Origin of the sequence: Lutibacter sp. (genome assembly GCF_021647475.1) — a bacterium.
Lineage (GTDB): Bacteria > Bacteroidota > Bacteroidia > Flavobacteriales > Flavobacteriaceae > Lutibacter.
Genome location: NZ_JAKIUR010000001.1, coordinates 59,365 through 73,162 on the forward strand (window position 1 = coordinate 59,365; position 13,798 = coordinate 73,162).

The window sequence follows — 13,798 nt, forward strand, 5'->3', positions numbered from 1 at the left end:
TTGAATTTTCCGTTGTACATAGCAAAGCGTTACTTGTTTTCAAAAAGCAGTAACAGTACTATCAACATAATTACCTTAATTGCTGGTATTGGTGTAATTGTTGGAAGTTTAGCTTTGTTTATTGTTTTATCTGGTTTTTCAGGACTACGAACTTTTAGTGTTGGTTTTTTAAAAACATCAGACCCCGATTTAAAAATTACAGCTACTCAAGGAAAATCCTTTTTTTTAAATGATACTATCAAATCTATTTTAAAACAAGAAAATGGCATATTAAATTATAGTAAAGTAATTGAAGAACGTGCTTTTTTTGAATACAATAAAAAAACGCATATTGCATTTATTAAAGGAGTTGATAGTAATTATACTAAAGTAAATAGTATTGATACTACCGTTTATATTGGCACTTGGCTTGATAAAAACATTCCTTACGGCTCCGTAATTGGCAATGGAATTTCAAATACTTTATCAGTAGGGGTTTTTGATTTTATTGAACCGCTTACTATTTATGTTCCAAAACCTGGAAAAGGATATGTTATGAATCCTAAAAATGCTTTTTCAAAAATAAATACACAACCTATTGGTATTTTCGCTTTAACGGATGATTTAGATAAAAAATTCACTTTTGTCTGGCTTTCTGCATCACAACAATTATTGAATTATAAAAACAATCAGATTTCTGCAATTGAAATAAAACTAGCTAAAAACAGCAATTTAGCAGAAGTTCAAAATTCCTTAATAAAAAAATTAGGCAATCGGTTTACCATTAAAAACAGAGAGCAGTTAAATTCTGTTTTCTACAAAATGTTAAATACTGAAAACTTAACATCCTATTTAATATTCACTTTAATTTTAATTATTGCGTTATTTAATGTTATTGGAGCGGTAATTATGATGATTTTAGAAAAAAAAGATAATTTAAAAACCTTATATAGTCTAGGTGCCAACATTAAGCAGATAAAAAAAGTATTTGTTTTACAAGGATTTTTATTAACCTTTTTTGGAATGATTATTGGAGTTAGCACAGGAGTTATTTTAGTACTATTGCAAAAGAAATATCATTTATTTATGATAACCAAACACCTTCCGTACCCTGTAGAATTAACTTTTTTTAATATTTTTACAGTAGTAATTACTATTTTAGTTTTAGGTTTTATTTCCTCAAAAATTGCAAGTAGTAGAATTTCAAAAAAATTAGTTGAATAATATTTCGTTAAGCAAACTTTTGAAGAACCTCGTCAAAAACATTAAAAACATCTTGAGCGGAATCTGAAGTAACCATTTTTAAACGATATTCTTTAAAATGAGGAATTCCTTTAAAATAATTACTGTAATGTCGGCGAGTTTCCATAACACCTACAATTTCATTTTCTTTCCATTCAATTTCCATTTGCAAATGACGTTTTGCCATTGCTACACGTTCTGCTATGGTAATTTCTGGCAAATGTTCACCCGTTTTAAAAAAATGCTTTACTTGTTTAAAAAACCACGGATTTCCAATACTTGCTCTACCAATCATTGCTCCATCCAATCCAAATCCATCTCTCATTTCCATTGCTTTTTCTGGCGTATTTACATCGCCATTTCCAAAAACCGGAATGTGCATTCTTGGGTTGTTTTTTACGGCTGCAATAAAACTCCAATCCGCTTCTCCTTTATACATTTGAGCTCTGGTTCTACCATGAATTGAAATTGCCTTACAGCCCACATCTTGCAAACGTTCAGCTACTTCTACTATTTTTATAGAATCAAAATCCCAACCCAACCTAGTTTTAACGGTAATTGGTAAATTGGTGTGTTTAACCATAGCATCCGTAAGTTTTACCATTAAATCAATATCCTTTAAAATTCCTGCTCCTGCACCTTTACTTACTACTTTTTTAACAGGGCAACCAAAATTTATGTCAATAATATCTGGCTTAGATTGTGCTACAATCTCCACCGTTTTTAACATCGATTCTAAATTTGCTCCAAAAATTTGGATACCAACCGGACGTTCTTTTTCATAAATATCCAATTTTTTTCTACTTTTTACAGCATCACGTATCAATCCTTCTGATGAAATAAATTCGGTATAAACCAAATCTGCTCCTTGCTCTTTACATAAAGCTCTAAATGGTGGATCACTTACGTCTTCCATAGGTGCTAATAATAGCGGAAAATCTGGTAATTCTATATTTCCAATCTTAACCAATATATTTGTTTTTTTGATGGCAAAAATACATAATTTATCTTATTTCTATTTTCTATATTAAAATTGTATTTTTAGCAACTTTAAATTCTGTTATATGAAATATTCTTTTTTAATTTTACTATTTTCTTTAGCTTTTGTAAGTTGCAAAAAATCTGGAAACAAAAATACTACGGATGGGAAATCTGGAGCAACAGTTATTGCAAACATTATTCATTATCCACAAGAAAAACATTTAAAAAACATTAAACAACTAACTTTTGGTGGTGATAATGCCGAAGCTTATTGGAGTTTTGATAACTCCAAATTAGTTTTTCAATCTAATAATAAAAAATGGGGGCTAAACTGCGATCAAATATTTATGATGAATGCTTCAAAACCATTAGATAGCACCGAAATTCCTCAACGAATTAGTACCGGTTTTGGTAGAACTACTTGTAGTTATTTTATGCCAGGAGATTCTACTATAATTTATGCATCTACACATTTGGTAAGTAAAGATTGTCCTCCTGTTCCTAAAAAAGAAGATTATGGGAATAAATATATTTGGCCAGTTTATAAAGGTTATGATATTTTTGTGGCTGACACCAAAGGAAATCAGCTAAAACAATTAACTTTTAATGAAGGTTATGATGCAGAACCAACTGTTTCTCCAAAAGGTGATAAAATTGTATTTACATCAACCAGAACTGGTGACTTAGAGTTATTTACTATGAATTTAGATGGAAGTAATGTAAAACAAGTAACTCATGAATTAGGTTACGATGGCGGTGCTTTCTTTTCTCCTGATGGAACAAAATTAATTTTCCGTTCCTCACGACCAAAAACTGAACAAGAAATTAAAGATTATAAAGAGTTATTAGCACAAGGATTAGTACAGCCAATCAATATGGAATTATATATTTGTAATGTAGATGGTTCTGATTTACATAAGATAACTAATTTAGGTGATGCCAATTGGGCACCGTTTTTTCATCCTTCAGGCAAAAAAATTATCTTTTCATCAAACTATAAAACGAAGAAAAGTTTTAATTTATTTATGATTAATGTAGATGGAACTGGTTTAGAACAAATTACTTACGATACTGTTTTTGATGCTTTTCCTATGTTTTCTCCTGATGGTAAAAAACTGGTATTCTCTTCAAACAGAAATAATTACGGAACACATGATACTAATTTATTTGTTGCTGATTGGGTAGAATAAAACTTAGTTAACCATGTTTTTCACATTGTAAATTAGTTATCTTTGCCAACAGAAAGCTGAAAGGAAAACGATACATGAAACACATCCGAAATTTTTGCATTATTGCACATATTGATCACGGAAAAAGCACATTAGCCGATAGATTATTAAGTTTTACAGGAACTACAACAGCTCGTGAAGAGCAAGCTCAGTTGTTAGATAACATGGATTTAGAACGTGAACGTGGTATTACCATTAAAAGTCATGCCATTCAAATGGACTACGTATTTAACGATGAAAAATACGTTTTAAATTTAATTGACACTCCCGGCCATGTAGATTTCTCTTATGAAGTTTCTCGTTCTATTGCTGCTTGCGAAGGTGCTTTACTAATTGTTGATGCCGCACAAAGCATACAAGCACAAACCATATCCAACTTATATTTAGCTTTAGAAAATGATTTAGAAATAATTCCGGTGCTGAATAAAGTAGATTTACCTAGTGCAAATCCTGAAGAAGTTACCGATGATATTGTTGCTTTATTAGGTTGTTCTCCTAAAGAAGTAATTCATGCTAGTGGAAAAACCGGATTTGGTGTTGAAAACATTTTAGAAGCTATTATTACTAAAATTCCAGCACCAAAAGGCGATGTTAACAAACCATTACAAGCCCTTATTTTTGACTCCGTTTACAACTCCTATCGTGGTGTTGAAACTTATTTTAGAGTGATGAATGGTGAAATTAAAAAAGGGCAACGTGTTAAATTTATGGCGACTGGAAAAGTGTATAATGCTGATGAAGTGGGTACCTTAAAACTAACGCAAGTTCCAAAACAAAGTATTAAAGCTGGTGATGTTGGGTATTTAATAACTGGCGTTAAAACAGCCAGCGAAATTAAAGTTGGGGATACTATAACCGATGCTTTAAATCCAACGCAACATAGCATTGACGGCTTTGAAGATGTAAAACCAATGGTTTTTGCAGGGATTTATCCTGTAGAAACTGAAGATTATGAAGAACTTAGAAATTCTATGGAAAAATTACAGTTGAATGATGCTTCTTTAGTATTTACACCTGAAAGTTCTGCTGCCTTAGGATTTGGTTTTAGATGTGGATTTTTAGGAATGCTTCATTTAGAAATTATTCAAGAACGCTTAGAACGTGAATTTGATATGATAGTAATTACTACCGTACCAAACGTATCTTATCATGCCTTTACAAATAAACATCCTGATGTTCCGGTTTTAGTAAATAATCCTTCTGATTTACCTGAACCTTCCAAAATAAACCGTGTTGAAGAACCTTATATTAAAGCTTCAATAATTACAAAATCCGATTTTGTTGGACCCGTAATGCGATTATGTATTGAAAAACGTGGACAAATAACGAATCAAAATTACTTAACACCTGAGCGAGTTGAACTAACTTTTGACATGCCTTTATCTGAAATTGTTTTCGATTTTTACGATCGATTAAAAACCGTTTCAAAAGGATATGCTTCTTTTGATTATCATCCAATAGGAATGAAAGTATCTAAATTAGTTCGTGTTGATATTTTATTAAACGGAACTCCAGTAGATGCACTTTCTGCTTTAATTCATGCGGATAATGCGTACAATATTGGCAAAAAAATGTGTGAAAAATTACGACAGTTAATCCCACGTCAACAATTTGACATTCCAATTCAAGCTGCTATTGGAGCAAAAATCATTTCTCGGGAAACCGTAAAAGCTTTGAGAAAAGATGTTACCGCAAAATGTTATGGTGGTGATATTTCGCGTAAACGAAAACTTTTAGAAAAACAGAAAAAAGGTAAAAAACGAATGCGACAAGTAGGAAATGTTGAAATTCCACAACAAGCATTTATGGCTGTTTTAAAGTTGAATGATTAAAAACAACACATAAAAAAACACCGAAACATTCGGTGTTTTTTTATACAATAATTTGTTAGAATTTATTCTCCGTGTAACCAAACTTTTTTAGCCAATAATTGTTCTTCTGTTTCTTCGTGATCTTCGTCAAGAATACAACAATCAACTGGACATACAGAAGCACATTGAGGTTCATCGTGAAAACCTTTACATTCTGTACATTTATCAGTTACAATAAAATAAAATTCATCAGATATTGCTTCATGTTTTTCATCAGCATCAATTTCTTCACCTGTACTAGGAGAAGTAACCGTACCACTCAAACTAGTTTCATCTGACAATGCCCATTCGCTATCTGGTTCATAAATTGCATTGTTTGGACATTCTGAAATACATGCATCACAATTAATGCATTCGTCTGTTATTATAATTGCCATGATTAATTTTTTAAATTTATTATTTTACAAAATTATATAATTTTTATTAAATCTTATGTGATAAAAATCATTTACTTTTATAAAAAGTAACGATACATTTGGCACTTAAAATTCGAGTATTAAATTATTTTTTTAAATTTAACAAAAATTTTCTAATTATCATTAATTATGATTACAATTAAAAATAAAAAGCCTGTTGAGGTTTTAGAAGGCGTAGTTATCAGATTTGTAGGAGATTCAGGTGATGGAATGCAATTAACTGGAACTCAATTCTCTGATACTTCTGCTATGTTTGGAAATGATATATCAACTTTTCCAAATTATCCTGCCGAAATTAGAGCTCCTCAAGGAAGTTTATATGGTGTATCTGGATTTCAAGTTCATATAGGAAGTATGGAAGTGAGTACTCCAGGAGACGATTTAGATTTGTTAGTAGCTATGAACCCTGCAGGTTTAAAAACTAACTTATATGCCGTAAAACCTGGTCATACTATTATTGTAGATACAAATTCTTTTACTAAAAAGAACTTAGAAAAAGCTCAATATGAAGCTAACCCTTTGGAAGATGGAAGCTTAGATAATTATCGTGTAATTGAAGTTTCTATGACTTCTTTAACCAAAGAAGCTTTAAAAGATGTTGCTGGATTAGACAATAAATCTATAACAAGAAGTAAAAACATGTTTGCTTTAGGTATGGTTTATTGGATGTATCACAGAGAAAAAAATCATACCATTGAATTTTTTAATAAAAAATTCAAAAAGAAACCACTTATTATAGAAGCAAATACTAAAGTTTTAAATGCTGGTTATTTCTTTGCAGAAACTTTAGAATTAATACCTAATTCTTATACTATTTCTCCTGCAAAAATGGAAAAAGGTACCTATAGAATTATAATGGGTAACGCTGCAACTGCTTGGGGATTATTAGCTGCTGCAGAAAAATCTGGATTAGAATTATTTTTAGGTTCATATCCTATAACTCCAGCAACTGATATTTTACATGAATTAGTAAAACATAAACATTTTGGCGTTAAAGCTTTTCAAGCTGAAGATGAAATTGCAGGTATTTCTTCTGCAATTGGAGCATCTTTCGCTGGTGATTTAGCCGTAACTACAACTTCTGGTCCTGGTTTAGCCTTAAAAGGTGAAGCATTAGGGCTAGCTATGATGATTGAATTACCTTTAGTAGTTGTTAACGTGCAACGCGGTGGTCCATCAACAGGTTTACCAACTAAAACAGAACAATCTGATTTAATGCAAGCTATGTATGGTAGAAATGGTGAGAGCCCTGTTGTGGTAATAGCTGCAAGTACTCCGGCAAACTGTTTCAATTATGCTTTTGAAGCCGCAAAACTAGCTTTAGAACACATGACACCCGTTATTTTGTTAACTGATGGTTATATTGCAAATGGCTCAGCTCCTTGGAAAATTATTAGTGTAAAAGATATGCCTGAAATTAAAAACAATAAAGTTACTGAATATTCAGAAAATTGGCATCCTTATACTAGACATAAAGATACTTTAGCTAGAGATTGGGCAGTGCCAGGAACTCCTGGTTTTGAACATAGAGTTGGTGGTTTAGAAAAAGATAGCATTACTGGTAATGTGTCTTATGTTCCTGAAAATCATGAAAAAATGACTCAACTTAGAGCTGAAAAAATTAAACGAGTTCAAAATTACATTCCTAATTTAGAAACTGAATTTGCTAGTGAAGGCGATTTATTAGTTGTTGGTTGGGGTGGTACTTATGGTTCTTTACATTCTGCTGTAAAACAGTTTAATGGAGAAGGACATAAAAATGTTGGTTTTGCACATTTCAATTATATAAACCCACTTCCAAAAAATACAGAAGAAGTTTTACGTAAATTCAAAAAAATAATAGTTTGTGAATTAAATAGCGGTCAATTTATAAATATTTTAAAAATGAATTTTAATAATCTTGATATCTATCAACACAACAAAGTTCAAGGATTACCATTTTCAAATGGAGAATTAATTGATCAATTTAAAAAATTACTAAAATAATTATGGAAACAACAGCTGAAAAAAAATATACATTTAAAGATTTTCAAAGCGATCAAGAAGTACGTTGGTGTCCAGGTTGTGATGATTATGTAATATTACGCTCTATGCAAAAAGCTTTGCCAGAAATGGGCGTTAAAAGAGAAGACGTTGTGTTTATATCAGGAATTGGATGTTCATCACGTTTTCCATATTATATGAATACTTATGGCGTACACTCTATTCATGGTAGAGCTCCAGGAATTGCATCTGGAGTAAAATTAGCAAATCCTGATTTAAGTGTTTGGGTAGTAACTGGCGATGGAGATTCATTGGCTATTGGTGGTAATCACTTTATTCATGTACTTCGTAGAAACATTGATTTAAATATTGTAATGTTTAATAATGAGATTTATGGATTAACTAAAGGTCAGTTTTCACCAACTTCTTTAATTGGGCAGAAAACAAAATCATCTCCTTACGGAAATACGCAACCTCCTTTTTCACCCGGTGAATTAGCATTAGGAGCAAAAGCTCGCTTTTTTGCAAGAATTGGTGGTAATGTACCTAAAGACATAACAAAAATTTTAATAGAGGCTCATAAATTTAAAGGAACTTCACTAATTGAAGTATTACAAAACTGTGTTATTTTTAATGACGGTTGTTTTACTCAATTTACTGATAAAAAAATAAAAGAAGATAAACAAATTTATCTTGAAGATGGAAAACCAATGATTTTTGGCAAAAATAGAGATAAAGGTTTAATTCTTAATGGTCTAAAATTAGAAGTGGTAACTATTGGAGAAAATGGCATTACCGAACAAAATATTTTAGTCCATAATGCAAAAGAACAAGATCCAACAATGCATCAAATGTTAGTTAGATTAGAATATCCTTTAGCAACTGGAATTATCAGAAGTTTTAATGATGTAACCTTAGAAGAACGCGAAGCAGAATTGACAGCACAAGTTAAAGCAAACTCTAAATTTACTAAAACAGACGATTTATTTTTCTCTGGAGAAACATATGAGGTTAAGTAATAATTATTACTTTTTTAACTGACTATTATCATTTAATTTTAGAATGTATTCATCTAATTTTGCCTTCTAATTAAAAAGTAAAAAAAATGGGTTCAGAAGCCATCATTGTATTTTTTCTTGCTGCTGTTGTATTAGTAGTGGGAGCAAACTTTTTATCGAATTTAATATCACATAAATCAGATAATCCTCAAAAAAGAGAACCTTACGAGTGTGGTGTTCCAACTATTGGTCCAACTTGGATTCAATTTAATGTAGGGTATTATTTATTTGCTATTTTATTTCTAATTTTTGATGTTGAAGTAGCATTTTTAATTCCTTGGGCAGTGGTTTTTAAAGAAGTTGGAACAGTTGCCTTAGTTGAAATAATTGTATTTATATTTATTTTGGGTTTAGGATTATTATATGCCTATAAAAAACGTGCATTAAGATGGGAGTAGAAAAAAAACGATTTTTAAATCAATTTGAAGCAGACGGGCTAAAACAAGTTGTACCTGAAGATTTCCCAGGAAAAGTTATCCCTGGTGGTAATGGCGGGAATTTTGTTGTTACCACTTTAGATAGTGTTATTAACTGGGGTCGATCAAATTCTTTGTGGCCTCTTTATTTTGGAACAAGTTGTTGTGCCATTGAAATGATGCAAACTGGTGCTCCAAGACACGATTTTTCTAGATTTGGATTTGAAGTTGCTAGACCATCTGCAAGACAAGCCGACCTTATTATTATTGCAGGAACTATTGTAAATAAAATGGGACCTGTTTTAAGAAGATTATACGACCAAATGGCTGAACCAAAATACGTGATAGCTATGGGAGCTTGTGCAATTTCAGGAGGTCCATTTTACTATAATTCTTATTCTGTAATTAAAGGAGCCGATCATGTAATTCCTGTGGATGTTTATATTCCTGGTTGTCCACCAAGACCTGAAGCATTATTAGAAGGAATGATTATGCTACAGCAAAAAATTAAAACAGAAAATATGAGCCATAAGGTAAACCCTATTGATGGTTTTGATGAAGGTAAAGTTTGAATTTAAGCAAAAGATAAAATGAAAAACGAAGATTTACAAAATATCATAAACGGCTTAGGAGAAAATTTAGAATTTTCAACAGAAGAATCTGAATTTTTAAATGTATTAGTACCAAAAGAGCAACTTCATACTATTTGTAGTCAATTAAAATCAAATAAAGATTTAAAATTTGATTATGCTTTTTGTATAACTGGAATGGATTGGGGAAAAGAATTAGGTGTTATTTATCATTTAAATTCTACTGAATTTAAACATGAAATAGTAGTAAAGGTAAAAACAGAAGATAGAGAAAATCCAACGTTAGATTCTGTTCATGATATATGGCAAACCGCTGAGTTTCACGAATTAGAAATTTATGATTTTTTCGGTATAAAATTCAATAATCACCCAAAATTAAGACGCTTATTCTTAACACCTGATTGGGAAGGTTTTCCTTTACGAAAAGATTATGTAGATGAAGCTAATATGATTATCAAATAAGTATATCCATGGCAGATCAAGAATTAGAAACAAAAATTAAAACGGAAGAGTATTTCGTTAATATGGGACCTCAACACCCTGCAGCTCATGGCGTTTTACGTTTATTATTAACCATTGATGGTGAAATTATTAAAAATGTAGAACCAGATTTAGGATATATTCATCGTTCTATTGAAAAAATGTGTGAACGTGATAGCTACCAACAAATTGTCCATTTAACCGATAGAATGGATTATTTATCTTCAAACATAAATAATGAAGCCGTTTGTTTAGCGGTTGAAAAAGCATTAGAAATTGAAGTTAGCGACAGAGTTAAAGTTATTAGAACTATTATTTCAGAGCTAACACGTATTGCATCGCACTGTTTATGGTGGGGCGTAATGGGAATGGATTTAGGTGCTTTAACTACTTATTTTTATGCTTTTAGAGATCGTGAATATATCAACGATATTTTTGAAGAAACCTGTGGAGCTCGTTTAACTATGAATTATAATGCTCCGGGTGGATTAATGTTTGATATTCATCCAAATTTTGTAAAAAGAACGAAGGACTTTATCAAACATTTTAAAACCAAAATCCCTGAATATGATCGTTTAGTTACTGGGAATGTTATTTTTCAAAAAAGAACAAAAGGTGTTGGCGTTTTAACAAAAGAAGATGCCATTTCCTATGGGGTAACTGGACCGGTAGCAAGAGGTTCAGGACTTTCAAGCGATGTTAGAAAACTTCATCCATATAGTGCTTATGATAGGGTAGATTTTAAAGAAGCTTTATTAACTGCAGGAGATACTTTTGCTAGATATGAAGTTAGAATTATGGAGCTTTGGGAATCTATTTCAATTATTGAACAATTAATTGATAACATTCCAGAAGGCGAAATTAAAGCAACAACAAAAGCAGTAATTAAATTACCAAAAGGAGAATATTATCAACGTGTGGAAGCTGCTAGAGGAGAATTAGGTGTTTATATTAACAGTACAGGCACTAAAAACCCTTATCGTGTTAAATTCCGTTCTCCAGGATTTTCTAACTTATCTGTTTTAAATCATATAACAAAAGGAAGTAAAATAGCAGATTTAGTAGCTACTATGGCTTCTTTTGACTTTGTAATTCCAGATATAGATCGTTAATTAATAGATTATGAATTTTTTAATAATGAATATTCCTTTAAACATCACTAGTACAATCCACGATTGGATTTATAGCATAATGCCTGAAACTGCTGCAAGTATTACCATTATGGTATTAATAGCTGTAATATATTTAGCTTTGTTTGCAATAATAGGTTTATATTTAGTTTTATTAGAACGTAAAGTTGCCGCTTGGTTTCAATTACGTTTAGGTCCAAATAGAGTTGGTCCTTGGGGTATATTTCAAACTATTGCAGATGCTTTAAAATTAGTTTCAAAAGAGTTAACTTCCAATGATAGAATTGATAAATTTCTTTACAATTTAGCTCCTTATTTTGTAATTGTTTCTACCTTAATTGGAATTTCTGTATTCCCTTTTTCAAAACAATTTCAAGCATTTGATATTAATATAGGGCTCTTTTTTCTATTTGCTGTTTCCTCTATTGGGGTTATTGGTATTTTAGTTGGAGGTTGGGCAAGTAATAATAAATTTGCTTTAATTGGAGCCATGCGTAGTGGTTTACAAACTATTAGTTATGAGCTATCTGTTGGTTTATCCCTTTTAACTATGGTTTTATTAACTGGAACCTTACAATTATCAGAAATTATTGAAGTACAACGCACAGGAGGTTGGCTAATTTTACAAGGACATATTCCTGCAATTATTGCATTTATGATTTTTATGATTGCGGGTACTGCAGAAACTAACAGAGCACCTTTTGATTTAGTAGAAGCTGAATCTGAACTTGGTGCAGGTTTCCATACGGAATATTCAGGAATGAAATTTGCTTACTTCTTTTTAGCTGAGTTTATAAATATGTTTATTATAGCTTCTATTGCGGTAGTTGTATTTTTTGGTGGTTGGTTATCTCCATTTGGTATTACCGATGGCATTACTTGGTTTCCTGAAGTACTTTGGTTTTTAATAAAAGTAGTAATGATTATCATTTTAATGATGTGGTTTAGATGGACTTTCCCACGTTTAAGAGTAGATCAGTTACTTACGCTAGAATGGAAATATTTATTACCAATTAATTTAGCCAATTTAATGTTTATGGCAGTTATAATTTGGATGAATTGGACAATTTAACAATTGAAATAATAAGATAATGAGTTATTTTTCAGATATATACAACGGGGTAAAATCCTTAATTACAGGAATGAAAGTTACTGGAGGATATTTTATTCATGCAAGAAAAGGAGCTATAACACAACAATACCCAGACAATAGAGAAACTCTTAAAATGTTTGACCGTTTTAGAGGTGAAGTAGTGATGCCTCATGACGAAAATAATCAACACCGTTGTACGGGTTGCCAATCATGTGAAATTGCTTGTCCTAACGGTTCTATTGAAATTATTTGGGATAGAGCTATTGATCCAGAAACTGGCAAAAAAAAGAAAAAAATAGACAAACATATTTATCATTTATCTATGTGTACTATGTGCGGATTGTGTATTGAGGCTTGCCCTACCGATGCTATTGTTTGGGCTCAGAATTACGAAAACTCTGTATATGACAGAAGTTATTTAACAAAAACATTAAATCAACCAGGTTCAACAGTTCAAGCTGGTGTAGAAGATTAATATTATGGAAGCAATTTTATTTTATATACTCGCAGCACTTATAATTATATTCGCCGTTGCATCTGTTACAAGTCGTAAAATTTTAAGAGCAGTAATTTATTTACTATTCGTTTTAATTAGCATTGCAGGATTGTATTTCTTAATTAATTACAATCTGCTTGCCGCTATTCAATTAACCGTTTACGCCGGTGGAGTTATTGTCCTATTTATATTTTCTGTTTTATTAGTTCATCACGTAGAACTCGAATTAGAAAAAACACCTTTAAAAAGAAAAATTATAGCAGGAATTCTTAGTCTTTTAGGATTAGGAATTACACTTTGGTCAATTTTCACATATACTTTTAAAACAGCAACAACTACCTATTCTTCTATTGAAGTAAGAGATATAGGACTTAAGTTATTAAGTTATGGTGATGGTGGATATATTTTACCTTTTGAAGTAATAAGTGTGCTTTTAGTAGCGGTTATGATTGGAGCTATAATTGTAGCAAAAGGAGAAAAATTAAAAGAAAATTAGTTAAAAATGATAGCAGGAATCAATATTTACGAAATTTTAACCCTAACAAGTATCTTATTTTTTATTGGATTATATGGGTTTTTCACAAGAGAAAACTTGATTACAGTATTACTGTCAATTGAATTAATTTTAAATGCATCGGCTTTAAATTTTGTGCTTATAAACACTTATTTGTATCCAGATTTATTACAAGGTGCCATTTTTACCATATTTATAATTGCACTGGCTGCTGCCGAAACAGCTTTAGCTATTGCCATTATCATTAATTTGTATAAACTCATATACTCTGTAGAAGTAAAAGATACAGAAACTATGAAATATTAACCGTTTATACTTAA

General features: G+C 31.1%; 15 protein-coding genes. 13 read left to right on the forward strand and 2 right to left on the reverse strand.

Annotation, left to right across the window (positions count from 1 at the left end; all coding sequences use genetic code 11):
- Positions 1–1,203: an FtsX-like permease family protein gene (locus L3J60_RS00320; RefSeq protein WP_291973215.1), complete on the forward strand. Its 1,203-nt coding sequence runs from the start codon at positions 1–3 to the stop codon at positions 1,201–1,203.
- 7 nt (positions 1,204–1,210) lie between these two features.
- Here the strand turns inward: L3J60_RS00320 and dusB are convergent, their stop codons facing one another.
- Positions 1,211–2,191, reverse strand: coding sequence for a tRNA dihydrouridine synthase DusB (gene dusB / locus L3J60_RS00325; RefSeq protein ID WP_291973217.1), 981 nt, complete (start codon positions 2,189–2,191; stop codon positions 1,211–1,213).
- Positions 2,192–2,285: 94 nt separating this feature from the next.
- Between dusB and L3J60_RS00330 the strand changes: the two genes are divergently transcribed.
- Both L3J60_RS00330 and lepA read left to right on the forward strand, forming a co-directional pair.
- The gene (locus tag L3J60_RS00330; RefSeq protein ID WP_291973219.1) at positions 2,286–3,392 is read left to right on the forward strand and encodes a hypothetical protein; all 1,107 of its coding nucleotides are present in this window, start codon (positions 2,286–2,288) and stop codon (positions 3,390–3,392) included.
- 74 nt (positions 3,393–3,466) lie between these two features.
- Positions 3,467–5,263, forward strand: a complete 1,797-nt coding sequence (gene lepA, locus L3J60_RS00335; protein ID WP_291973221.1) for a translation elongation factor 4 — start codon at positions 3,467–3,469, stop codon at positions 5,261–5,263.
- A gap of 62 nt (positions 5,264–5,325) precedes the next feature.
- Here the strand turns inward: lepA and L3J60_RS00340 are convergent, their stop codons facing one another.
- On the reverse strand, positions 5,326–5,679 hold the full coding sequence (locus L3J60_RS00340; RefSeq protein ID WP_291973224.1) for a 4Fe-4S dicluster domain-containing protein: 354 nt from the start codon (positions 5,677–5,679) through the stop codon (positions 5,326–5,328).
- 168 nt (positions 5,680–5,847) lie between these two features.
- Between L3J60_RS00340 and L3J60_RS00345 the strand changes: the two genes are divergently transcribed.
- The 10 genes from L3J60_RS00345 (at position 5,848) to nuoK (ending at position 13,784) form a co-directional block, all read left to right on the forward strand.
- A complete protein-coding gene (locus L3J60_RS00345) occupies positions 5,848–7,704 on the forward strand; it encodes a 2-oxoacid:acceptor oxidoreductase subunit alpha (RefSeq protein ID WP_291973226.1) in 1,857 nt (618 codons plus the stop codon).
- Between the two features lie 2 nt (positions 7,705–7,706).
- Positions 7,707–8,720, forward strand: a complete 1,014-nt coding sequence (locus tag L3J60_RS00350; protein WP_291973228.1) for a 2-oxoacid:ferredoxin oxidoreductase subunit beta — start codon at positions 7,707–7,709, stop codon at positions 8,718–8,720.
- 86 nt (positions 8,721–8,806) lie between these two features.
- Positions 8,807–9,157 (forward strand): NADH-quinone oxidoreductase subunit A, encoded by a 351-nt coding sequence (locus tag L3J60_RS00355; protein ID WP_291973230.1) that lies wholly within the window; start codon positions 8,807–8,809, stop codon positions 9,155–9,157.
- Entirely contained in the window at positions 9,148–9,747 is a 600-nt protein-coding gene (locus L3J60_RS00360; protein WP_291973232.1) for an NADH-quinone oxidoreductase subunit B, read from the forward strand. Before L3J60_RS00355 ends, L3J60_RS00360 begins: the two co-directional genes overlap by 10 nt.
- An 18-nt stretch (positions 9,748–9,765) precedes the next feature.
- Positions 9,766–10,227, forward strand: coding sequence for an NADH-quinone oxidoreductase subunit C (locus L3J60_RS00365; RefSeq protein WP_291973234.1), 462 nt, complete (start codon positions 9,766–9,768; stop codon positions 10,225–10,227).
- Between the two features lie 8 nt (positions 10,228–10,235).
- The gene (locus L3J60_RS00370) at positions 10,236–11,357 is read left to right on the forward strand and encodes an NADH-quinone oxidoreductase subunit D (RefSeq protein ID WP_291973235.1); all 1,122 of its coding nucleotides are present in this window, start codon (positions 10,236–10,238) and stop codon (positions 11,355–11,357) included.
- A 10-nt stretch (positions 11,358–11,367) separates the two neighbouring features.
- Complete coding sequence (nuoH, locus tag L3J60_RS00375) at positions 11,368–12,447, forward strand: NADH-quinone oxidoreductase subunit NuoH (protein WP_291973236.1); 1,080 nt, start codon at positions 11,368–11,370, stop codon at positions 12,445–12,447.
- Positions 12,448–12,466: 19 nt separating this feature from the next.
- Positions 12,467–12,943: a 4Fe-4S binding protein gene (locus tag L3J60_RS00380; protein ID WP_291973238.1), complete on the forward strand. Its 477-nt coding sequence runs from the start codon at positions 12,467–12,469 to the stop codon at positions 12,941–12,943.
- A 4-nt stretch (positions 12,944–12,947) separates the two neighbouring features.
- Positions 12,948–13,460: an NADH-quinone oxidoreductase subunit J gene (locus L3J60_RS00385; protein WP_291973240.1), complete on the forward strand. Its 513-nt coding sequence runs from the start codon at positions 12,948–12,950 to the stop codon at positions 13,458–13,460.
- A gap of 6 nt (positions 13,461–13,466) precedes the next feature.
- Positions 13,467–13,784, forward strand: a complete 318-nt coding sequence (gene nuoK, locus L3J60_RS00390; RefSeq protein WP_291973242.1) for an NADH-quinone oxidoreductase subunit NuoK — start codon at positions 13,467–13,469, stop codon at positions 13,782–13,784.
- The last annotated feature ends 14 nt before the right edge of the window (positions 13,785–13,798 follow it).